The sequence below is a fragment of the Persicitalea jodogahamensis genome, assembly GCF_014651615.1.
Classification (GTDB): Bacteria; Bacteroidota; Bacteroidia; order Cytophagales; family Spirosomataceae; genus Persicitalea; species Persicitalea jodogahamensis.
Genome location: NZ_BMXF01000002.1, coordinates 451,917 through 472,005, shown reverse-complemented (window position 1 = coordinate 472,005; position 20,089 = coordinate 451,917). Strand labels below are relative to the sequence as shown.

The window sequence follows — 20,089 nt, the reverse complement described above, 5'->3', positions numbered from 1 at the left end:
ACCCTCCTTCTCTCCCTTCCTCCTTTTACTGAACTACCAACCGCAAATCCTTTGATTTCACCCGTACTTTTAGCCAATCCTCCATGCGCTTGGTTTCGCGCGAACTGGGGCGTTTGGCAAATTTGGCATAGGCCAGGTACGCGGTATCGGCCTTGGCAGTTTTTAAGTTGAAGATGGGAGACATGGTGAGCGAGAACTCATTGATGTTGGGGTATTGCACTTTGATTTCCTGACCAATATCACCCGATTGGGTATTGATGGTACGGTAGCGAGCGATTTCTTTTTCGAGCATGTCGATGCGGGCGTCCTTATTCTGCACCAGTTCCTCGTTCTTTTTGTACAGATCCTCCAAAATTCCCGTGCGCAGATTGGTATTGAATTCATCGAGCATATGCGCGTTGACCTCGTTGTAGTTCTGTCGCACGATTAATTCGGTCTTATCCAGACCATATTTGGGAAGCTGTTTGCTTATTTGCCTGATTTGGCTGCTATCCAGCGTTTGGCCGATACAGGTAATGACAATTCTAGAAGTATCGGGCCGGTAAAGGAGTTGCTGATTGATGATTTGGGTAGTTGGCGTATTGATTTCCGCCTCCACAAAATCGCGGGCCTTGCGCTCGAAAAAACTCTTCCGCACGACATTGGCCGCCAGGAAGACGCTGGGAATGGCCGTAGCCAATACAAAGAACCCGACCCAGATTTGTACCCGGCGGTCGGTGGCATCATCCACGTAATGGCGACGCCGAAAGCGCAGGTACTTGACGATCAGTACCGTGGAGAGTGTGATAAATACGCAGTTGATCGCAAACAGATAAAATGCACCAATAAAAAAAGCCCACTGCCCGGTGGCGATACCGTAGCCTGCCGTGCACAGCGGCGGCATCAGGGCCGTGGCGATAGCCACACCCGGAATGGCGTTGCTCTTATCCTGCCGGGTGCTGGCGATAATTCCTGCAAAGCCGCCAAAAAGGGCGATCAGCACATCCCAGAGCGTGGGCGTAGTCCGGGCCAAAATCTCCGTCTGCGCGTCGTCGAGAGGGGTAATCAGGAAATAAACCGTGGAGGAAAGTACACTGATTCCGGCGGCGATGCCCAGGTTTTTCAAGGCCCGGCGGATCAGGTCCAGGTCCAGAATCCCCACGCCCAGCCCCACGCCGATGATTGGCCCCATAAGCGGCGAAATCAACATGGCCCCGATGACCACGGCAGTCGAGTTCACATTGAGGCCAATGGAGCAGATAAAAATGGCACAAATCAGAATCCAAAGGTTGGTACCCCGGAAGGTCACCCCCCGCTTGATGTCTTCGATGACTTCCTCTTCGTCAGCTTTACCCTCTTCCAGGTTGAACAAATGATACACAAACCCTCGCACATAGCGTAGAAAAACCGAGGTGCGGAAGGGTGACTTAGGCTCATTCATAGTGGCGAAAACAGAAAAAATATACTGAGGCCAAAGATAATTAGATATATATTTGAATACCTAGAAAGCAAGCCAACCCCTACAATCTAACTCTGTTTGTTAATGGATCTGTTTACTGTCATTGCCCTACTCACCACTATTTGCGCCCTTTTTGCCTACGTTAATTTCCGCTATCTCAGGCTTCCCACCACCATAGGCCTCATGCTCATTGCCCTGCTGAGTTCGATCGCCATCCTGATCGTCGGGCAATTCAGCCCGGTAGTGCTGGCCGGCGTCAAAGGTCTGGTAAGCGAAATAGATTTCCCGCAAGTCCTGCTGGAAGTGATGCTTAGTTTTCTGCTGTTTGCCGGAGCATTACACACTGATATGGCGCTCATGCGTGAGCAAAAATGGAGCATCCTGAGCTTTGCCACGCTGGGTGTACTGATGTCCACTTTCCTGATCGGGGCGCTTTTTTACTATGTGTTGCCCTTCGTGGGTTTTGCCATTCCGTTCATCAATTGCCTGTTGCTCGGCGCCTTGATTTCGCCCACCGATCCTATCGCGGTGTTGGGTATCTTGAAAGAAGCCAAAATTCCTAAAAACCTGGAAATCGTCATCACGGGCGAATCATTGTTCAACGATGGCGTGGGCGTGGTGATTTTTCTTACCATTCTGGAAGTAGCCACGATGGGGGTCGGAGAGGTTACCCCGGGCGAAGTAGCACTACTCTTCGGAGAGGAAGTCGGCGGTGGCCTGATTCTGGGTGCCGTGCTGGGTTATGTGACCTACAAAATGATGAAGTCCATCGACCATTATCAAACCGAAGTGCTGCTGTCGCTGGCATTGGTCATGGGCGGCTACGCGCTGGCATCGAGTCTGCATTTCTCGGGTCCGCTGGCCGTAGTTGTGGCTGGGCTGTTCATCGGCAACAAAGGCCGCTCCGAGGCTATGTCGAGCGAGACGGTAGAGTACCTGGACAAGTTCTGGGAATTGGTGGATGAATCGCTGAACGCACTGCTATTCGTGCTCATTGGTTTGGAAATCGTAATCATCCCCTACCTTGACAACTACTGGATAGCCGGCGTCTTAGGCATCATTATCGCCTTGTTTGCGCGCTTCGTCTCGGTCTACATTCCCATTCTGGCCCTGCGCCGGTCGGTCAACTTCATGCCCCGCACCCCACTCATCATGACCTGGGGCGGCCTGCGGGGCGGCATTTCCATCGCCCTGGCCCTATCCCTTCCGGCGGCCATGGACAAAGACATCATTCTGTCGATTACCTACTGCATCGTCATCTTCGCCATTCTGGTTCAGGGCATTACCCTGGGACCGATTGTGAAACGGGTGAAGACTAAGTACGGGTTGTAATTTTCAACTGAAACAAAAGCTGTACAGACCGGAAGTTGCTTGCTTTGCCATTCTGGTACTTTCCGGCTTTCTAAAAAATGAAGCTAATCCCTCCCCCCCAATTCATCATTCCCAGCGGCTGGCTGGCGTTGATGGTTTCGACGGAGCGTTGGCTGCCGAGGCGGATTTCCTGCTGGAGATCGCTGTACTTCAAATTAGCGGCAATGTATTGCAGGGAGGAATGAATACCCAGCCAGCGGTTTAGCTTGAAACGGGCTGTGGCCCCGGCTCCGGCCGCAAAAGCATGGGTACTTTGGGATGGAGTTTTATAGGAGACGGGTTCGTCCCGCCCCCGGGAATTCAGTTCGATGTGAGAACTGGTGGATTGGGCCAGGCCCGCGGTGAGTTGGAAGTCGAACTGAAAGCGCCCAGCGGGTACCATTAGCAATGGTCCGGCCATCACGCTTTGCAAAGTACAGTTAGTAGCATGGCTGTCCCAGTCGGCGGGATCGACGTTATTGCCGATTGAGTTCAGCAGCGCATCCTTCAGAATGGTGTTGGTGCCGTACGAATAACTGACAACCCCACCCAGGCGGCGGCCGAAACGATACCCTACTGAGGTCTGCGCAAACTGGCCGCTTCCCATGATATGTTCCGTATTTTTGCCGAAAGGCGTGTTGCAGCCCGGCAGGCTATAACCCGCCGAGAGGCTGACGAAACCGCGGTGGTCGATGTTGGATAGAATGAAGGTGCGCAGTTGGGCCATGGCCCCGCCCGAAATCAGGCATAGCAATACGATAGGTAGTAGACGTTTCATTGCAGTAGTGATTTTTAAAGTTATATCGAATGGGTAATAAAGTGGGTATCAAGTATTATGCCAATTTTGCACCCGCTAGGTTACTAAGTTCGACACAACTTTGTAACTGGTTTTATTTCAGATATTTATAAAAATATGAATAAGGAAATTGATTCAACAGTGCCTTATTTCCTGAAAAAAATCACCTCGTTGCAGTCGCCGGATACAAAGTACTTCCCAGCGGGACTATTCCCGGCTTACCGCCGTAATGCCTCCATCGGTTACGCGCGTCCCGACACCACAATTTTTTTCTCGGCTATCATTGGCTTCACCCTGAAGTCGCTCCGCGACAAGCTTTTACCTGAAGAACAAAAGCAAGTGGATCTGATTTTGTCCAAAATCAAAAAAAACTACCCCGACTTCCAGAACAAGGACGGCCTGAAGACCTATAATTTCTGGAAGACAAAGCCCTCCCGCCACTTTCCGAATGGATACCTCTTCCGCCATTTCGAACATTTTCGCATTCCCGACGACGTGGACGACACGGCGTTTGTCTACCTGACCACCGATCCCGGACCGGAAGATTTGCGTTGGCTCAAAGACAAACTCGCCCAACACGCCAACGGTAGCAAGCAGTGGATCAAAAACACCTACCCCCAGTACCTTAGACTAAAGGCGTACTCGACATGGTTCGGAAAAAATATGTACGTAGAATTCGACGCCTGTGTGCTGAGCAATATTCTGTACTGCCTGTTTTACTACAAATTGCCCCTCAACCAACACGACGCCCACAGCCTGCTTTATATTCGCTCGGTTGTTGAAACCGACCGTTACCGCGTCGAACCATTTCGCTGTGCCCATCAATACCCGAGCACTACCCTTATCATATATCACATAGCACGACTGATATCGGCTTTTGATCCAGCCGCATTATGGCCTGTCAAAGCGAAACTCGTCAGGGATGCAGAGGAATCGCTACGCACCGAAATCCACCCCATGAACCGGCTATTGCTGGCAACTTCGCTGCTGCGACTGGGACAAGCGCCGCCCCGGATTGCGGTGGAGAAGTTCACCGAAAAAGATTTCGACGGCTTCCGTTTCTTCATTGCCGGATTACTGACGGCTTACGAATCTCCGGAGTTGTACAAAATGGCATCTCACAAGATTTTCCATATGAACTGGACTTGCGAGGCACATTGCTGGACGCTACTTTTGGAGTACGAGGTACTTTGGCGAGAAAAGGGCGATCAGCAATCGCCAGCCGGCAATCGGCTTGTTTGATTACGTTGTATTGATTACAGGGCGGTCCGTCCGGTGCGCCGCAGTTTCACTAAGTTTGCACAGAGTTTCACAAAGTACCTTCACCGAAAAATCAACTTTCCATTGAACAACCGCCAAACCCAACTTGCCGCCTTCGATCGCCTCCTTACCATTATGGATGATCTGCGGGAAAAGTGCCCGTGGGATCGCAAGCAGACGCTGGAGAGCCTGCGCCACCTGACCATCGAGGAAACATACGAGCTGTCGGACGCGATCCTGGAAAACGATCTGCCCGAAATCAAAAAAGAACTCGGTGATTTGATGCTGCACATGGTTTTTTATGCCAAGATCGGTTCAGAAACCGGAGCCTTTGATGTTGCCGATGTGCTGAACGGGATTTGTGAGAAACTGATTTCACGCCATCCGCACATTTACGGCGACGCCGAAGGCAACACCGTTGTGGCCGACACCGAAGAGAAAGTGAAGCAGAACTGGGAACAACTCAAACTCAAAGAGGGTAACCGCTCGGTGCTGTCGGGGGTGCCGCAATCACTTCCCGCGCTGGTGAAAGCCATGCGGATTCAGGAAAAAGCGCGGGGAGCCGGCTTCGACTGGGACGAGAAAAGTCAGGTTTGGGAAAAAGTGCAGGAAGAGATGCAGGAATTCAAGGCGCATTTCAACGCCGATACCGATGCCGTGCTGGATACGAAGGAGGCCGAGGCCGAATTCGGCGATCTGTTGTTCTCACTCGTCAACTACGCCCGCTTTGTGGACCTTAATCCCGAAACTGCCCTGGAACGCACGAATAAGAAGTTCATCAAACGCTTCCAGTTCATGGAAGAGCACGCCAAGGCCGATGGCAAGTCGCTGGCCGAAATGTCGCTGCCCGAAATGGACGAGTACTGGAACCGCGCCAAAACCGAATTGCAGCCGTGAGTTCGCACCACATCGTCCGTGAGAAACAGGAACCCGCCCTCATCATTGCCAACGGCGAGGCGTGCAGCGACGAAATGCTGGGCCAACTGCTGGAATGGAGTCCGTTTGTGGTGGTACTTGACCACGCTATTTACCGGGTACTTGACCGCGAAATTAAAGTAGATGCCTGGCTCGGTGACTTCGACCAGGAGCACAACTTCGACGCAATCCGCGCGCGGCAGCATCCACTGGAAATCGTCCCCACGCCCGACCAGAACAAAACCGACCTCGAAAAAGCCATCGACTTTCTGATCAAACGCGGCTTTCCGGCGGCCAATATTGTGTGGGCCACGGGCCGCCGCGCCGACCACGCCATCACCAACATCACCAACCTGGTTCGCTATAAATCCGCCATCCAACTGGTGATGTACGACGACCACTCCAAGATTTTCCCGCTCGTGGGTACTTTTGAGAAGTGGTACACCGCCGGCACTCCCCTTTCGCTTATCCCTGTCGGCGAGGTGAGCGGGATCGTTACGAGTGGTTTGAAGTACAACCTGAACGACGAGGTACTTTCGCTGGGCTACCGCTCGGGCAACAGCAATGAAGCCGATGTCGATGGTTTTGTGCGCATCATGGCAAAGAACGGGGATTTACTGATTATGGAGTGCTGGGACTGAGAGAATACATCCCCGCTCTGACCGGACTTCGCGCTGTGGCGGCCTGGCTTGTGTTTATTCATCATTTCAATCCTTTTTTAAAGGGCAGTTTTCTTTTCGGGCTGGCTCAGCAAGGCTACACGGGGGTTTCGTTGTTTTTTGTGTTGAGCGGTTTTTTGTTGAGTTACCGCTACTACGATACCCGACTCTCGTCTTGGCAAGGACTTTCTGACTATTTCAGGCGAAGGATCGTCCGTATATTTCCTCTCCTGTTTTTAGTAGTGACAGGTACTTTTCTGGCTTTATACTTTTTGGGACGCCTAGAATACGAACAGCCCTTCAAAGAGTATATACTCAATATTACTCTTCTCAAAGGTTTCTCCGATCAGCACAAATTTTCGGGTGTAGCGCAAACCTGGTCGCTTACGGTGGAAGAGATCTTTTATCTCTTACTACCCGCCATCCTGCTTCTTCACCGCCGTTTCCATTGGTTTTTTATCACCCTTTGCCTCATCGCTGCTATGGGGTACTTTTTGTATTTATGGGGCGCAGATACGGGACGCTTTTTAGAAAACATTCCCTTTTTGGTTCACTACACTTTCTGGGGACATTGCTGGGATTTCTTCTCGGGCTTTGGATTGTTCCTTTGCTTCAGGAAAGAACGAGTTCCAACTTTTACATTCCCCGCGCTGACTTACACCGGATTGATTTTATACGGAACAGTACTATTCATGATGACTTCAGCGTACCTGGCCGACCGTGATTCCTGGAATAATTCCTTGTTCTGGAGTCACTTCGTGATGCCTATTTCTTTTGCCACACTTATGACCGGGTTGATCATCGAAGATTCGCCGCTGAAGAAATTGCTAGCCTCCACCGTCATGCAGGAGCTGGGGAAATCATCGTATGCCTTTTACCTGTTGCATCTCGGGCTTTTCAGTTTTTTGTATAAGTGGCTAGGGTGGACAGGCTATTTCTTATTTATTGCGTTGGTTTCCTGGCTCGTGTACAAGTACCTGGAAAATCCAGTCGCTGCGTTTTTTAAAGGTAAGCTTACCCGGTATCAGCCTCGCTCGTCTTAATTGACTACGGGCAAATTCTCATATAGCCTTTCCTATAAATAATTTTTCTGCCATTGCTCCACCTCGCCACCGAAAACTCGACCCTCACCTACGGGCCAAGTGCCAGCCCGGCGGACCTGGTACTGCCCGAAGCCGTATTTCTGGCTTTGAAAGCCTTTGCCCTGCGCGACGACGCCGAACCCGTGTTGCGCTATTCCGTACAACGAGGTCGTGCAAGTTTACGGATGGGGCCGTATGTCGGTCTGCTGCAAGCTGCCGGCTCGGTGGGTATCGAAGTTTTACCCAAAATTGCTTCCGATTTTTCGCCGGAGTCAATTGCCGCGGCCCGGCTTGCCCTGCTGCGAATGCTGCTGAGCGTGCCCGAATTGAAACTACTACCCATGCCCGAAGCCCGGCTTGGTCAACTGGCCCGCTTCCCGCTGCCCGATGCTTTGGCGGCACTTTTTCTGCAACGAGCCGCCAAAGTACTGCACCGCGGACTTCAGACTGACTACCAGAACCTGGAAACAGAGCAGCCCTTCGTGAGAGGGAAATTAAGGCTTCAAGACAACCCTTTGGCCCTGGCGACGCATCCCGAGCGGCTTCCCGTCACCTTCGCCGAGAGAACCCGCGACCACGCACCCAATCGGGTACTGAAATCTTGTTTACAAACCCTCCGCTTCGGAAGTCACGCTCGTTTGGTACGGCAGTATTTGTTTTTTTTGGAAGAAGTTCCGACTTCTTTCGATTGGCAGCAAGACCTACGGCTGGCCCGACACCAAAACCGGACTTTCCGCGACTACGCCTGGCTTTGGCCCTGGGCCGAATGGCTGCTCGGCGGGCGGGCCCCGGCAGTCGGGGGAGGCCACAACATACTGCCGGGACTGCTCTTCCCGACTCAGTTTTTGTTTGAAAACTACATCGCCCGAAGTTTGAGAAAGTACCTTCCCGCTGAATATGAAGTGAGTATCCAGGAATCACCACATTATCTGCTGTATAATGCCCGGGGCGAGCCTGCACATCGACTCCGCCCCGATGTGGTGGTGCGCCGGGGCAACGATATATGGATACTGGATACGAAATGGAAATTGGTACAAGAAAACGGCTCTAAAATTGCCAGTCTTGCCCAAAGTGATCTCTATCAACTTTATGCCTACGGTCAGCGGTATGCTGCGGGTTCGGGCAGAGTCAGTCTGGCTTTGGTTTATCCAAAAACTAACGATTTTGCCGCCGTCCCCGCCCCACTTTCCTACGAGCCCCATCTGCCGCTACATCTGCTTCCCGCTGATTTGTCGGTAAGTGCAGCAACGATGGTCGATCAACTATGGAAGAGCTGGATGATTTGATTGCTTGCCCTATCATTCATTAGCCATCGGTTTTCGTTCCCGACACTACGTACATCATCGCCCCGCCCGCCGAATGGTACTTGTTGGCGTCGATATAACGTTCGGTGCGCTCGCCCAGGTGAGCGTACCTGCGAACGTAATTCTCGTAAAATTCCAGTGACTCCGGCCCCAGGGCTTTGAAATAATCATAATCGGTGTACTCGACGGATGTCCAGCGGTCACCGTGCCGCCACTGCCGCATAGTGGCGCGTTGCTCCGGGGTGTCGTAGGGTGGGTACATGGCTATGGCCTTATCGGAAAGGCGCACATCGATATTCTCGAAACCTGCCTGGGCCAACATCCCTGGCACCAGGTCGCCCAGGGAGTTGTCGCCCTGGCCAAGTTTTTTCTTACCCCGCTCAAAAAGTAGCGCGTACTTGACATGATCCAGCACCTGATCGATGGGATCGTTGCTGGAAATAGAACTACGGGTAAGGCTCTGTACCAGATTGTTGGGCTCCACACAGAGGATAATCCCACCGGGACGCAGCACACGCTGCATTTCGGCAATTACCGCTACCGGATCGGGGACATGGATCAGCAGTGTCTGGCAGGTCACGAGGTCGAAGGTAGCATCATCGTAGGGAAGCTCGTCTGCCTCGGCTTTTTTCAATTCAAATTTTACCCCCTTTTCCGTGAAGTAGTGGCGTAATTGCGGGCTGCCCTTTGCCCACTTGCGGTCATTGTCTACGCCAGCGACCCGCCTAGGTTCGTGCTCCGTCGTGCCAAGGTACTCTACCAGCAATTTACTCCAGTGGCATTGTCCGCATCCCACGTCCAGCATGCTATGGAGTTGATCCAGTTGGAGTCTTTTAGCCAGTAATTTCAAAAAACTCTCGTTCCACCAGAAATCGCGGTAATCGCCAAAAAAGTCTTCGGAGTGGCCTTTCTTGCCTGAGGAAGGTGATCTTTTCATTACTCTGGATAAAGTGTCAGGGAATTTATTTTGTCAACAAGGGCGTGCTACGGTCTGCTCCGGCCAAAGGTAGCGGTAAAGTAGTCAACCGGAAAAATGATCCATCTAGGAAATTCCCGCTGGAATGCCCAAATTTGCCGATTCAAATCCAGTTATTTACTGCATGAAATTAAGCGTCGTCATTCCGGCCTATAACGAAGAGGAATCTATCACGCACACCTTACGGGCGTTGCACGCCACTCTGAAAAAGTACCACGTGCCACACGAAATCTGCGTAACCAATGACAATTCCAAAGACGGAACACTGCGGGTACTTGACGAGCTCTCGGAAGAAATTCCTGAACTGGTTTACTTTACCAATCTGGGTCCCAATGGCTTTGGCTACGCGGTACGGTATGGCCTGGATCGCTTTACGGGCGACTGCGTGGCGATATTTATGGCCGACATGTCGGACGACCCGGAAGACCTGATAAAGTACTATTTCAAAATGCTGGAAGGTAACTACGACTGCGTGTTCGGCTCACGGTGGTCCAAAGGCGGTAAGGTAGTGGATTACCCGAAGGTCAAGAAATTCATCAACCGCATTGCCAACTTCATCGTGCGCGTAGTGATGGGCATCAGCTATAACGACACGACGAATGCCTTCAAACTATATCGCCGCGAGACCATCGAGGGCATCCGGCCTTTTCTTTCACCCCACTTTAACCTCACCATTGAGTTACCTTTGAAAGCCATTGTGCGGGGGTATAGCTACGCCATCGTACCCAATAGCTGGACGAATCGAAAGTATGGCGTATCGAAGCTGAAAATCAAGGAAATGGGGAGTCGCTATTTTTTTATATTAATGTATTGCCTGATCGAAAAATACTTTTCGCAAGGTGATTTTATGAAAAAATCCAAACGATCTGAAAAGCCCGTCAGCCGATAAATCTGGTTAAGGGTTAAATGAGGGCAAAATCGATACTTTTCCGACTTTACTTGTTCAGACAAACCAACTTTGTCGCCTGGTCGTTTTATGCGCCACGGAGCGTCCCGGTTTAATCTCAAAAGAAACCAGCCAGCCAGTCTTTCAGGAAATAAAGCTTGTATATCGCAAAGCTCAACGCAGATCCCACCGACAGGCCGCTGATCAGCATCCACAGAAAAATTTCCCGCCTTGGAACACGAAAAGCTACCGCGATAATTGTCCCGCCGATGGGCGTGAAAAGCAGAGGGGTAAGAATGGCGATGCCGATGATTCCAAATCGCTTCCAAATGCGAACGGCCAGGCGGCTGGACTTGCTGAAACGTTTTGCTGGTGTTTTTCGCCAGCGCTTTATGAGCACTTGTACTCCCTTACCAACGTAAGTAAATGTTAACACGCTGACCATCATACCTGCTGCCGAACACAAGGCTGCTTCATACCAGGTTAGTCCCAGCGCAAGGGCGGTGAGTGGTCCGGCAACAAATTTTAGCGCCGACGAGATAATGACTGACAGATACTTAAGCAATAGTATCTGGCTCATACGCTCGCGTGGACTAGCTCTGCCGCCACTCGGCGGGCTTCGGTATCGCTCGCCACGTAGTCCTGATAATCCGGTTTTTTTACGAAAGCAACTTTCATCGCGCAGCCTTCGATAACATCCGATATTTCCAGAAACCCGATTTCGTCGTTCAGGAAAGCGGCTACCGCCACTTCGTTTGCGGCATTGATAACACACGGCAGGTTGCCCCCTTTCGTCAACGCCTCGAAAGCAAGTGATAAATTACGGAAGGTACCGGTATCGGGTTTCTCGAAAGTCAGCGATGGGTACTGCGTAAAATCAAAGCGCGGAAAATCGGCCCGCAAGCGGTGCGGATAACCCAAGGCGTACTGAATCGGCAGTCGCATATCGGGCAACCCCATTTGAGCTTTGATGCTGCCATCCTCAAACTGCACCATGGAGTGGATGATGCTTTGCGGATGAACTACCACATCAATCTGCCCGGGCGTAAGATCAAAAAGCCATTTGGCCTCGATTACCTCCAGCCCTTTGTTCATCAGGGTGGCGGAGTCGATTGTAATCTTGGCCCCCATTGTCCAGTTGGGGTGTTTCAGGGCCTGCGCCTTTGTGACATTGGCTAAAAAGGTGCGGTCTTTGCCCCGGAACGGACCACCCGAAGCGGTCAGAATGATTTTCTCGATCGGGTTTTGCTCTTCTCCCACCAGACATTGGAAGATAGCCGAATGTTCCGAGTCCACGGGCAGGATTGCCACCTTATTTTCCCTGGCAAGATCGGCGATCAATTCGCCTGCTACGACGAGCGTTTCTTTGTTGGCCAAAGCAATGTCTTTTCCTGCCTTTATAGCCCGCATGGTGGGTAACAGACCAGAATAACCAACCAGTGCGGTCAATACTATATCGACATGGTCCGACTCCGCAACCGACGCCAGCGCTTCTTTCCCTGCGTATACCTCGATACCCAGGGGCGCGAGAGCCGAAGCTACCTTCGGGCGCAGAGTCTCATTCCCGATCACCACAACCTGCGGGCGAAACTGCGCAGCCTGCTCAATCAAAAGATCGGCGTTGTTTTGCGCTGTGAGTACCGTCACAGAAAAAACGTCGGAATGCGCGGCAATCACGTCCAACGTCTGGGTGCCGATGGAACCCGTAGAGCCCAGTAAGGCAATTTGTTTTTTACTCATTCATTTTGATTTTGAAAGAGTGATTGAAAGGATACCATCTGTACCCACCGTTCACTCATTCGAAGCTGACATAAGCCCTTCCGCAACCTTGCGATCATTCGAGAGCCTGGGTACTTTGTTTTGTCCACCCAGCTTCCCTTGCGAACGCATGTAATTAATGAAAGCGTTTTTCGGCAGGGGGGTAATTACCAAAGGTTTCAATATAGAACCTGAAATCAGGTCGTCGTAGTACACATTCAGCTCTGTCAGGCGTTTGTCCAGATCTCTGGCAAAGCCAGCCATGTTGTTGGGCGGCATCCCGAATTCGATAAGCCACTCGTGGTAGGGCAGCCCGCCCTCAGGGGGCGCGACCATCGGGGCTACGGTACATTCGGTCACCTCTACCTCGGGGTGTCGCTGCATGGCGTATTGCAGCGCTTTTTCTATTTCCTCGCCGATGACGTGCTCACCAAAAGCCGAAATGAAATGCTTGATGCGTCCCGTGACCAGAATCCGGTAAGGATTGGTAGACACGAACTTCACCGTATCTCCTAAGGAATACCCCCATAGTCCGGCATTACTGTTGATGATGACCGCGTAGTTTTTACCTACCTCCACCTCGGCGATAGAAAGCCGCTTGGGTTTTTCATCAAAAAAATTTTCGACGGGAATGAACTCAAAGAAAATGCCCGAGTCAAGCAGGAGCAGCAAACCTTCCTCTGTTTGAGTGTCCTGATAGGCGATAAAGCCTTCGGACGCCGGATAGGTCTCGACCGAATCGATGCGCTTGCCGATGGATTCGTATAGTTTGGCCCGGTAGGGTTCAAAGTTCACACCGCCGTAAACGAACAGCGAAAAATCAGGAAATACATCCTTGATTTCTTTGCCCGTGCGGGCGCGGATGCGATCAAAGTACATCTGAACCCAAGGCGGAATACCCGAAATGAGCGACATGCGCTGATCGATGGTTTCGTCGATGATTCGCTCCAGCTTCGTCTCCCAATCTTCAATACAGTTGGTTTCATAACTCGGAAGCTGGTTGGTACGCAGGTAGCCTGGAACGTGGTGATTCGCGATACCCGACAGCCGTCCTATGTTGATACCCGCTTTCTTTTCCAGCTCGGGACTTCCGGAAAGAAAAATTAGTTTCTTGTCCAGAAACTCCGCTCTACCCGTCTCGTGGACGTAGTTGAGCAGTGCGTCACGGGCAGAATTGATGTGGTTGGGCAGCGAATCGGAGGTAATGGGAATGTACTTGACCCCCGAAGTAGTACCGGAGGTTTTGGCAAAGTACGCGGGTTGGCCTGGCCAAAGTACGTTTTGTTCGCCATGCAGGATATGCTCCACGTAAGGCTTTAAATCTTCATAGTCCCGAATGGGAACGGCGTCTTTGAACTCATCGTACGTTTTTACTTTCTGAAAGGCATGGTCCTTGCCGAAGCGCGTACCGGTGGCCTTTGTTACCAACTTTTCCCGCCAAGCGGCCTGTACGGCCGGGCCATTTGCCATCCAGCGGCGTTGTTTTTTTACGATGTGGTGCGCCAGCGGGCGGCTTAGCCATGATCTGATTCCCATAGGTCGTAAAGGTAATCGTTTTTGCAAAAAAGTAGATATGAGGGGCATTTGCCAAGTACCTCCCACCTGAAAATTAGGCACTTGGGTTATTTATACAAAGACCTTTGTTTGTGGGTAATAATCACTAATTTTGCGGACTTCTAACCAAAAGCTGATCTTTTACGGACAAAACATGGGATTGTTTGACTTTTTGACGAGTGATATTGCGATAGATTTGGGTACGGCCAATACTCTAATAATCAGCAAAGATGAAGTGGTAGTGGATGAGCCTTCGATCATTGCGATCGATAAGGCGACGGGAAAAGTGCTGGCGATTGGTCATACGGCCATGCAGATGCATGAAAAGACAAACGAGAACATCAAGACAATAAGGCCGCTCAAAGACGGCGTGATCGCTGACTTTACGGCGGCAGAGATGATGATCCGGGGCATGATCAAAATGATTGACTCTGGCCGCAGCTTTTTCACTCCTTCTCACCGCATGGTGATTTGCATTCCGTCGGGCATTACCGAAGTGGAAAAGCGCGCGGTGAAAGATTCTGCCGAACATGCCGGGGCCAAGGAAGTATATATGGTACATGAGCCGATTGCCGCAGCCATTGGCATTGGCATCGATATCACCCAGCCCAACGGTGTAATGATCGTGGACATCGGCGGGGGTACTACCGAAATCGCCGTGATCGCCCTTTCTGGTATTGTTTGTGAACAGTCGGTTCGCATCGCCGGAGACGTATTCACCCGCGACATCGTGGACTACATGCGCCGCGAGCATAATCTGCTTATCGGGGAGCGTTCGGCCGAGATGATAAAAATCGCCATCGGCTCAGCCCTTCCTGAACTGGACGCACCACCCGAGGATTACCAGATCCGGGGCCGCGACCTGATGACCGGCATTCCCAAGGAGATTAAAGTAACGTATAGTGAGATTGCTTACGCGCTCGACAAGTCTATTTCCAAGATTGAAGAAGCCGTAATGAAAGCCCTTGAAATCTCGCCGCCCGAATTATCAGCAGATATTTACCGGAACGGCATCCACCTGACTGGCGGAGGGGCTCTGTTACACGGTTTGGACCGGCGCCTGGCGGCTAAGACCAAACTACCCATTCACGTGGCAGACGAGCCATTGCGGGCCGTGGTCATCGGTACGGGCGATGTGCTGAAAAATCTCGAACTCTACAAGCCGGTACTAATTACCTAGATATAATTTTTCGGCTGCCAAGCTTTTTCCCGGCTCATGCTGCAACTCGTCGAGTTCTTCTCCCGGAACCGCAACTTTATTTTCTTTGTCCTTCTGGAAGTGTTCAGTTTTTGGCTGCTCGTCCAGAGCAATTCCTATTGGGGGGCTACGTACTTCAACACCTCGAACTACTACGTGGCCAGACTTTTGACGGTATCCAGCTCCATCCGGGAATATACCCGTCTGCGCGACATCAACGAAAATCTGGCCCAGGAGAACGTAAAGCTCAATGCCCTGGTGGCACGGCTTCAGGAGCGAAGTCCGATGGACGCTCCCAGTGATTATAATCCTGACTCTCTGTTTGCCAACCGTTTTGAGTTCGTCGTAGGGAAAGCCATCATGGTCGAAACCAGCCGGGCCAACAACTACATCACGATCGACAAAGGAACCCGCGATGGCATCGAGCCAGGTATGGGTGTTATTTCGGCTACTGGCGTGGTGGGGAAAGTACGCTCCTGTTCTGAGCATTTCTCGGTCGTGACATCTATTTTGCATTCACAGTTCATGGTGTCTTCGCGCTTGGTGCGCAGCGACGAGATCGGTCCAGTACGATGGCAGAGCAAAGACCCGACGGTGGTTTCAATGATGGATGTATCGCGCTATAAGAAGGTTATCAAGGGCGACTCGGCAGTTACCTCCAACTTCAACTCCGTCTTTCCGCCGGGCATTATGGTGGGTACGGTCAGGAGCGTCAGGAACAGACCGGACCAAACCTTTTACGACATCGATCTTAATGTGGCAACCGATTTCAGTAACCTGTCTTACGTATACGTAGTCCTGAACCGCCTCAAGCTCGAACAGGATAAGTTGCAGCAACCATTAGAAGAAGAACGCCGATGAGCCTGGGTGAAATCATACGATATTCTTTGTGGTTTGCATTTTATGTGCTTTTGCAAATCCTCATTACGCGCAATATCGTGCTATTCAACTACGCCTTTTGCTTTGTTTACATTGGCGCCATCCTGCTACTGCCGGCTGAAGTAAACCGCACATTTTTGCTCATTTTGGGGTTTCTGACGGGCTTAGTGGTGGATGTTTTCTACAATACTCTTGGCCTGCACGCCGCCGCCACATTGCTGGTGGCCTACCTGAAACCTTTCTGGGTCGATATTCAGCTGGAAACCAAGGGTGCAACCGACCGTGTGGAAATTACTCTGAGCGAATTGGGAATTGGCACGTTTCTGACCTATTTGCTGCCGCTGGTAGTGATTCACCACGCCACGCTGTTTTTTATCGAGATGAGCCATTTCGGCATGCTTGGTTATACATTGCTGCGGATTGTAGCAAGCGTCGCCTTCACCACCCTGTTCATTGTGATTATTCAGCTCTTTTCAAAGCGATAGCCTGCTTCATCCGCTGACATTTTGGCCGTATTTTTTGCAGCTGGCGCGAATTTTGATATATCTTAATATTTCCAGTCTGCCATTTATCAATAAACCATTTCCCGCTTTCCGGGTTGGTAGCTTTAACCACCTTCCCAGCTACATCATGATAAACTGCTACTGATTGATTCCAGAGACCGTTCGTCAAGCATTAACGGGCTGCGTTTGGCTCTATTTCTAAAATTCGTAAATTGTGCATCCCTATGCCAGCTATCATGTCAGAAGCACCTAAAAAGAAAGTTTACACGGACACGCAGAAGCACGATATCTTCAATCGTGAATTCATGCCGCACATAGACTCGATGTACAACTTCGCCTACCGGCTTACCACCGACGAAGACGATGCCAACGACCTGGTGCAGGATACTTATTTGAAAGCTTTTCGGTTTATCACCTCCTTTGAGCAAGGTACCAACGCAAAAGCCTGGCTGTTTCGCATCCTGAAAAACAGCTTCATAAACGACTACCGGAAGAAAAGCAAGCAGCCTGCCAAGGTTGACTATCAAGAGGTAGAGACTACCTACAATTCGGAGGACGCTGATGCTTCGCATACGGTGGATCTGCGCACGGATTCGGTGCAGGACATGATTGGCGACGAGGTGGCCAATGCACTCAATGCGCTGCCCGTAGATTTTCGTACGGTTATCATCCTTTGCGACATCGAGGGCTTTACATACGAAGAAATGGCCAAAATTCTGGACATACCTATCGGCACAGTACGCTCGCGACTGCACCGCGCCCGCAATCTTTTGAAAGAAAAATTGCGCGACTACGCGGATTCAATGGGGTATGATGCTTAAACACTGAAACTTTTTTTGCGGGGCTTTCGGTTATAGGAGCAACTGTATCACTACTACTGGTTTTACGATTACCCGATTCCGCGATGAATGTATCATCTAAAATGACTGAGGTCAAGCAGGCGCAGCCCATCAAGCAAGAGTGCGAGAATCATGCCGAGTGCATGAAAATGATCCAAATGATCCTGGATGGTGAGGCTAACGCCGAAGACAAGGAGCATTTCCGTCTGAATATGGACAAATGCATGCCTTGCATCAAGACGTACCACCTCGAAAAATGCATCAAAGAATCTCTCCATAACAAAGTAGAGCGCCGCCCCTGCCCCGAAAAACTGGTGGCCGCCATCAAAGCTCAACTCAATAACTAAAAGAAGGTGGAAGGAAAGCTCCTCATTTTTTCCGCACCCTCCGGCTCAGGTAAAACCACTATAGTCCGGCACCTTCTCGATACATTTCCCCAACGACTTGCCTTTTCCGTTTCTGCCTGTACTCGCCCACGGCGCGACTACGAAGTAGATGGTCGTGACTACTATTTTCTGTCGATCACCGAATTTCGCGAGAAAATTGCGGCAAAAGGATTTGCCGAATGGGAGGAGGTGTATGCAGGGAATTATTACGGTACGCTCAAAGCAGAAATTGAGCGCCTGTGGGACGAAGGCAAACACGTGCTGTTCGATGTGGATGTAAAGGGCGGCTTGAAACTCAAAGAAGCCTACGGCGATCGCGCTATGGCCGTATTTGTTAAAGTCTCTTCCGAAGAAGAAATCAAACGCCGACTTAACTTTCGGGGTACTGAAACCGAGGCGACCATGGCCGTAAGAATGGCCAAAGTACGTTACGAATCGAGTTTTGAGAAAGAATTCGACGAAGTACTTGTCAACGATGACCTGGAAGCAACCCTTCGCAAAGCGGAGCGATTGGTAGAAGCATTCACACAATGAAAATCGGGTTATTTTTCGGTTCCTTCAATCCCATACACGTTGGCCATCTCATCATTGCCAACACAATGGCCACCGCCACGGATCTTGAACAAGTCTGGTTCGTTGTGAGCCCGCAGAACCCCTTCAAGAAAAATAAAAGCCTGCTGCACGAATTCGACCGTTTTGATATGGTTGAACGAGCCATCGCCGATAACGCCCGACTGAAAGCCACCGATTTTGAGTTTCACCTCACCCGGCCCAGCTATACCATCGACACGCTCATCCGGCTGCTGGAAAAGTACCCTCAGCATGAGTTTCGACTCATTATGGGAGAGGATAACCTAGCTCAATTCCCTAATTGGAAGAACTACGAGAAAATTCTTGAATACGTAGGACTGTACGTGTATCCACGGCCTAATGCGGCGCCTCATAATTTTGGCAACCATCCGCGTGTCACCTTCGTGGCTGCACCTTTGCTGGATATTTCGGCGACTTTCATTCGGGAAAGTTTACGAAACGGGCGTTCCATTCGCTATCTGGTGCCTGAGGTAGTTGAAGAAATGATCGGGCGGAAGAAGTTTTTTGTATAGAGACTTTTAATTGAGGCTGTCGTTTCTTGCCTCAAGATACGCCTCGGGAGTCATTACCCGGATCTTGCTCTTTCTGTAGTCTTTCACATTCCTAGTCAGGATGATACCGATCTTCTTACTTTGGACGGCAGCAAAATATTGCAGTGAATCCTCAAAATCAGTAAAATCCGAGTTGAGCGCGTCCAAGACAGTCATCCGGCTCATTTCTAAGATTTCTACTATAGAAAGCAATTGTTTCAACTTTTCGACTACTACGTCGCGGCTGTTCTTCCGTCTTAGTATATAATGTGCGTTCGCAACAATTACCGGGGTCAAATGGCCTTCTATGACTTTGGTCTCACAAAGTGCAAATATTCTTATAGCAAATTTGTCAAAAGGCACCCTCTCAGTTAGATAGTCGATCACTACATCCGTATCAATAAGTACCTTCTCCATTTAAAGATACTTACTAGCCAACCGATCTGATTTGAATTTTTTGTAATCAAAGTCATCAGGTGCTTTAAGGGAGCCTGCCAATGATTTGGTTATCGGAGGAAGGTCATCAAAATTAAATTCCTTATCACGCGCGATTTCTGACTTTTCAGCTTCGTCCTTGGCTCCCAGGGCCGTTCCTGAGGTATGCTTCCCTGGTTCCAGAAAACCTTTTTTCTCTTCCTGAATAGAAATCAACCCAAGTTCAGCCAAATCGTGTAGAAGAGCGGCGGCTTTGGGATGGATGATGCTTACTTTGTAAGTCATGATTCAATTATCAAGGTGATATTTCTGAAAATCGCGCAGCAAACTAACCAACAAATTAATCCGGCAAATCATTCTGATAGGTGATCTCTGAGAGCAGGCCAACGGCATTGAACCTGAGGATCACTTTTAACGCCGTAGAACTTTTAGTGATATCTTCGCACTGTGACCCTTTCTCCAAAAAGTACACGTAAAATTTCTGATTCCGAGACCCTAGCTGGTGAATGTCCGGCTTGCCCAGCATCTCTCCGACCTCGTCGGCAAACTTCCCCATCAGGTTTGCCTGTTCGATTTTGAAACCCTTCACCAGTGTCGGACGGATACCATTACACGCACTCCGATCCTGCCGCCACTTTACCAAATCCAACTGCCCCAGTCTTTCTGGCGCCGATGAGCAACCCGCCATCAATCCCAGCAGCGCGAAGCACAGAAGTCTGCGTTTGAAAACTCTCAACTTATCATTCATAA

At 50.5% G+C, this 20,089-nt stretch carries 23 protein-coding genes; 14 read left to right on the top strand and 9 right to left on the bottom strand.

Annotated features, from left to right (window positions below; translation table 11 throughout):
• Positions 1–25: 25 nt before the first annotated feature.
• Positions 26–1,420: a TIGR00341 family protein gene (locus tag IE117_RS12150; protein ID WP_189564681.1), complete on the bottom strand. Its 1,395-nt coding sequence runs from the start codon at positions 1,418–1,420 to the stop codon at positions 26–28.
• Positions 1,421–1,522: 102 nt separating this feature from the next.
• Here IE117_RS12150 and IE117_RS12145 point away from each other — a divergent pair, with 102 nt between their 5' ends.
• Complete coding sequence (locus IE117_RS12145) at positions 1,523–2,770, top strand: cation:proton antiporter (protein ID WP_189564680.1); 1,248 nt, start codon at positions 1,523–1,525, stop codon at positions 2,768–2,770.
• Between the two features lie 70 nt (positions 2,771–2,840).
• On the opposite strand, the gene IE117_RS12140 is transcribed toward IE117_RS12145, so the two are convergent.
• Positions 2,841–3,566, bottom strand: a complete 726-nt coding sequence (locus IE117_RS12140) for a hypothetical protein (protein ID WP_189564679.1) — start codon at positions 3,564–3,566, stop codon at positions 2,841–2,843.
• 135 nt (positions 3,567–3,701) lie between these two features.
• Here IE117_RS12140 and IE117_RS12135 point away from each other — a divergent pair, with 135 nt between their 5' ends.
• From IE117_RS12135 to IE117_RS12115, 5 genes are all read left to right on the top strand, one after another.
• Positions 3,702–4,826 (top strand): hypothetical protein, encoded by a 1,125-nt coding sequence (locus tag IE117_RS12135; RefSeq protein ID WP_189564678.1) that lies wholly within the window; start codon positions 3,702–3,704, stop codon positions 4,824–4,826.
• A 102-nt stretch (positions 4,827–4,928) separates the two neighbouring features.
• Positions 4,929–5,741, top strand: coding sequence for a nucleoside triphosphate pyrophosphohydrolase (gene mazG, locus IE117_RS12130; RefSeq protein WP_262893102.1), 813 nt, complete (start codon positions 4,929–4,931; stop codon positions 5,739–5,741).
• A complete protein-coding gene (locus IE117_RS12125; RefSeq protein WP_189564677.1) occupies positions 5,738–6,400 on the top strand; it encodes a thiamine diphosphokinase in 663 nt (220 codons plus the stop codon). The genes mazG and IE117_RS12125 overlap by 4 nt, the downstream gene beginning before the upstream one ends.
• A complete protein-coding gene (locus IE117_RS12120) occupies positions 6,388–7,461 on the top strand; it encodes an acyltransferase family protein (RefSeq protein WP_189564676.1) in 1,074 nt (357 codons plus the stop codon). The genes IE117_RS12125 and IE117_RS12120 overlap by 13 nt, the downstream gene beginning before the upstream one ends.
• Before the next feature lie 53 nt (positions 7,462–7,514).
• Positions 7,515–8,786, top strand: a complete 1,272-nt coding sequence (locus IE117_RS12115; RefSeq protein ID WP_189564675.1) for an McrC family protein — start codon at positions 7,515–7,517, stop codon at positions 8,784–8,786.
• Between the two features lie 19 nt (positions 8,787–8,805).
• Here the strand turns inward: IE117_RS12115 and IE117_RS12110 are convergent, their stop codons facing one another.
• Positions 8,806–9,741, bottom strand: coding sequence for a class I SAM-dependent methyltransferase (locus tag IE117_RS12110; RefSeq protein WP_189564674.1), 936 nt, complete (start codon positions 9,739–9,741; stop codon positions 8,806–8,808).
• A 163-nt stretch (positions 9,742–9,904) separates the two neighbouring features.
• Here IE117_RS12110 and IE117_RS12105 point away from each other — a divergent pair, with 163 nt between their 5' ends.
• Positions 9,905–10,669: a glycosyltransferase family 2 protein gene (locus IE117_RS12105; RefSeq protein WP_189564673.1), complete on the top strand. Its 765-nt coding sequence runs from the start codon at positions 9,905–9,907 to the stop codon at positions 10,667–10,669.
• A gap of 115 nt (positions 10,670–10,784) precedes the next feature.
• Here the strand turns inward: IE117_RS12105 and IE117_RS12100 are convergent, their stop codons facing one another.
• From IE117_RS12100 to IE117_RS12090, 3 genes are read right to left on the bottom strand one after another with little or no spacing between them, the layout of a single operon-like run.
• On the bottom strand, positions 10,785–11,246 hold the full coding sequence (locus IE117_RS12100; RefSeq protein ID WP_229580781.1) for a hypothetical protein: 462 nt from the start codon (positions 11,244–11,246) through the stop codon (positions 10,785–10,787).
• Complete coding sequence (locus tag IE117_RS12095; RefSeq protein WP_189564672.1) at positions 11,243–12,406, bottom strand: 1-deoxy-D-xylulose-5-phosphate reductoisomerase; 1,164 nt, start codon at positions 12,404–12,406, stop codon at positions 11,243–11,245. The genes IE117_RS12100 and IE117_RS12095 overlap by 4 nt, the downstream gene beginning before the upstream one ends.
• A gap of 51 nt (positions 12,407–12,457) precedes the next feature.
• Positions 12,458–13,960 carry a GH3 auxin-responsive promoter family protein gene (locus IE117_RS12090; RefSeq protein ID WP_189564671.1) on the bottom strand — a complete coding sequence of 501 codons (1,503 nt, stop codon included), beginning with the start codon at positions 13,958–13,960 and terminating at the stop codon, positions 12,458–12,460.
• Positions 13,961–14,132: 172 nt separating this feature from the next.
• On the opposite strand from IE117_RS12090, the gene IE117_RS12085 reads away from it, so the two are divergent.
• From IE117_RS12085 to nadD, 7 genes are all read left to right on the top strand, one after another.
• A complete protein-coding gene (locus IE117_RS12085) occupies positions 14,133–15,158 on the top strand; it encodes a rod shape-determining protein (RefSeq protein WP_189565354.1) in 1,026 nt (341 codons plus the stop codon).
• Positions 15,159–15,194: 36 nt separating this feature from the next.
• Positions 15,195–16,037 carry a rod shape-determining protein MreC gene (mreC, locus tag IE117_RS12080; protein WP_189564670.1) on the top strand — a complete coding sequence of 281 codons (843 nt, stop codon included), beginning with the start codon at positions 15,195–15,197 and terminating at the stop codon, positions 16,035–16,037.
• Between the two features lie 44 nt (positions 16,038–16,081).
• Positions 16,082–16,540, top strand: coding sequence for a hypothetical protein (locus tag IE117_RS12075; RefSeq protein WP_308439290.1), 459 nt, complete (start codon positions 16,082–16,084; stop codon positions 16,538–16,540).
• A gap of 254 nt (positions 16,541–16,794) precedes the next feature.
• The gene (locus IE117_RS12070) at positions 16,795–17,379 is read left to right on the top strand and encodes a sigma-70 family RNA polymerase sigma factor (RefSeq protein WP_189564668.1); all 585 of its coding nucleotides are present in this window, start codon (positions 16,795–16,797) and stop codon (positions 17,377–17,379) included.
• An 83-nt stretch (positions 17,380–17,462) separates the two neighbouring features.
• Positions 17,463–17,744, top strand: a complete 282-nt coding sequence (locus tag IE117_RS12065; protein ID WP_189564667.1) for a phosphohydrolase — start codon at positions 17,463–17,465, stop codon at positions 17,742–17,744.
• Positions 17,745–17,750: 6 nt separating this feature from the next.
• Positions 17,751–18,317 (top strand): guanylate kinase, encoded by a 567-nt coding sequence (gmk, locus tag IE117_RS12060; RefSeq protein WP_189564666.1) that lies wholly within the window; start codon positions 17,751–17,753, stop codon positions 18,315–18,317.
• Positions 18,314–18,886, top strand: coding sequence for a nicotinate (nicotinamide) nucleotide adenylyltransferase (gene nadD, locus IE117_RS12055; RefSeq protein ID WP_189564665.1), 573 nt, complete (start codon positions 18,314–18,316; stop codon positions 18,884–18,886). Before gmk ends, nadD begins: the two co-directional genes overlap by 4 nt.
• A gap of 6 nt (positions 18,887–18,892) precedes the next feature.
• Here nadD and IE117_RS12050 read toward each other — a convergent pair whose 3' ends face one another.
• Genes IE117_RS12050 through IE117_RS12040 form a run of 3 tightly spaced genes read right to left on the bottom strand, consistent with a single transcriptional unit; the run spans position 18,893 to position 20,087 of the window.
• Positions 18,893–19,321, bottom strand: a complete 429-nt coding sequence (locus IE117_RS12050) for a PIN domain-containing protein (protein WP_189564664.1) — start codon at positions 19,319–19,321, stop codon at positions 18,893–18,895.
• Positions 19,322–19,624, bottom strand: a complete 303-nt coding sequence (locus IE117_RS12045) for a hypothetical protein (protein WP_189564663.1) — start codon at positions 19,622–19,624, stop codon at positions 19,322–19,324.
• Positions 19,625–19,679: 55 nt separating this feature from the next.
• Positions 19,680–20,087 carry a hypothetical protein gene (locus IE117_RS12040; RefSeq protein WP_229580779.1) on the bottom strand — a complete coding sequence of 136 codons (408 nt, stop codon included), beginning with the start codon at positions 20,085–20,087 and terminating at the stop codon, positions 19,680–19,682.
• Positions 20,088–20,089: the final 2 nt, after the last annotated feature.

Bases quoted from the DNA above. Each gene is read 5' to 3' on its own strand.
- IE117_RS12070 (WP_189564668.1), top strand. From the start codon at position 16,795: ATGTCAGAAGCACCTAAAAAGAAAGTTTACACGGACACGCAGAAGCAC.
- IE117_RS12150 (WP_189564681.1), bottom strand. From the start codon at position 1,420: ATGAATGAGCCTAAGTCACCCTTCCGCACCTCGGTTTTTCTACGCTAT.
- IE117_RS12065 (WP_189564667.1), top strand. From the start codon at position 17,463: ATGAATGTATCATCTAAAATGACTGAGGTCAAGCAGGCGCAGCCCATC.
- IE117_RS12045 (WP_189564663.1), bottom strand. From the start codon at position 19,624: ATGACTTACAAAGTAAGCATCATCCATCCCAAAGCCGCCGCTCTTCTA.
- IE117_RS12050 (WP_189564664.1), bottom strand. From the start codon at position 19,321: ATGGAGAAGGTACTTATTGATACGGATGTAGTGATCGACTATCTAACT.
- IE117_RS12100 (WP_229580781.1), bottom strand. From the start codon at position 11,246: ATGAGCCAGATACTATTGCTTAAGTATCTGTCAGTCATTATCTCGTCG.
- IE117_RS12145 (WP_189564680.1), top strand. From the start codon at position 1,523: ATGGATCTGTTTACTGTCATTGCCCTACTCACCACTATTTGCGCCCTT.
- IE117_RS12085 (WP_189565354.1), top strand. From the start codon at position 14,133: ATGGGATTGTTTGACTTTTTGACGAGTGATATTGCGATAGATTTGGGT.
- IE117_RS12110 (WP_189564674.1), bottom strand. From the start codon at position 9,741: ATGAAAAGATCACCTTCCTCAGGCAAGAAAGGCCACTCCGAAGACTTT.
- IE117_RS12095 (WP_189564672.1), bottom strand. From the start codon at position 12,406: ATGAGTAAAAAACAAATTGCCTTACTGGGCTCTACGGGTTCCATCGGC.
- mreC (WP_189564670.1), top strand. From the start codon at position 15,195: ATGCTGCAACTCGTCGAGTTCTTCTCCCGGAACCGCAACTTTATTTTC.
- IE117_RS12140 (WP_189564679.1), bottom strand. From the start codon at position 3,566: ATGAAACGTCTACTACCTATCGTATTGCTATGCCTGATTTCGGGCGGG.
- nadD (WP_189564665.1), top strand. From the start codon at position 18,314: ATGAAAATCGGGTTATTTTTCGGTTCCTTCAATCCCATACACGTTGGC.
- IE117_RS12135 (WP_189564678.1), top strand. From the start codon at position 3,702: ATGAATAAGGAAATTGATTCAACAGTGCCTTATTTCCTGAAAAAAATC.
- IE117_RS12105 (WP_189564673.1), top strand. From the start codon at position 9,905: ATGAAATTAAGCGTCGTCATTCCGGCCTATAACGAAGAGGAATCTATC.
- IE117_RS12040 (WP_229580779.1), bottom strand. From the start codon at position 20,087: ATGAATGATAAGTTGAGAGTTTTCAAACGCAGACTTCTGTGCTTCGCG.
- IE117_RS12090 (WP_189564671.1), bottom strand. From the start codon at position 13,960: ATGGGAATCAGATCATGGCTAAGCCGCCCGCTGGCGCACCACATCGTA.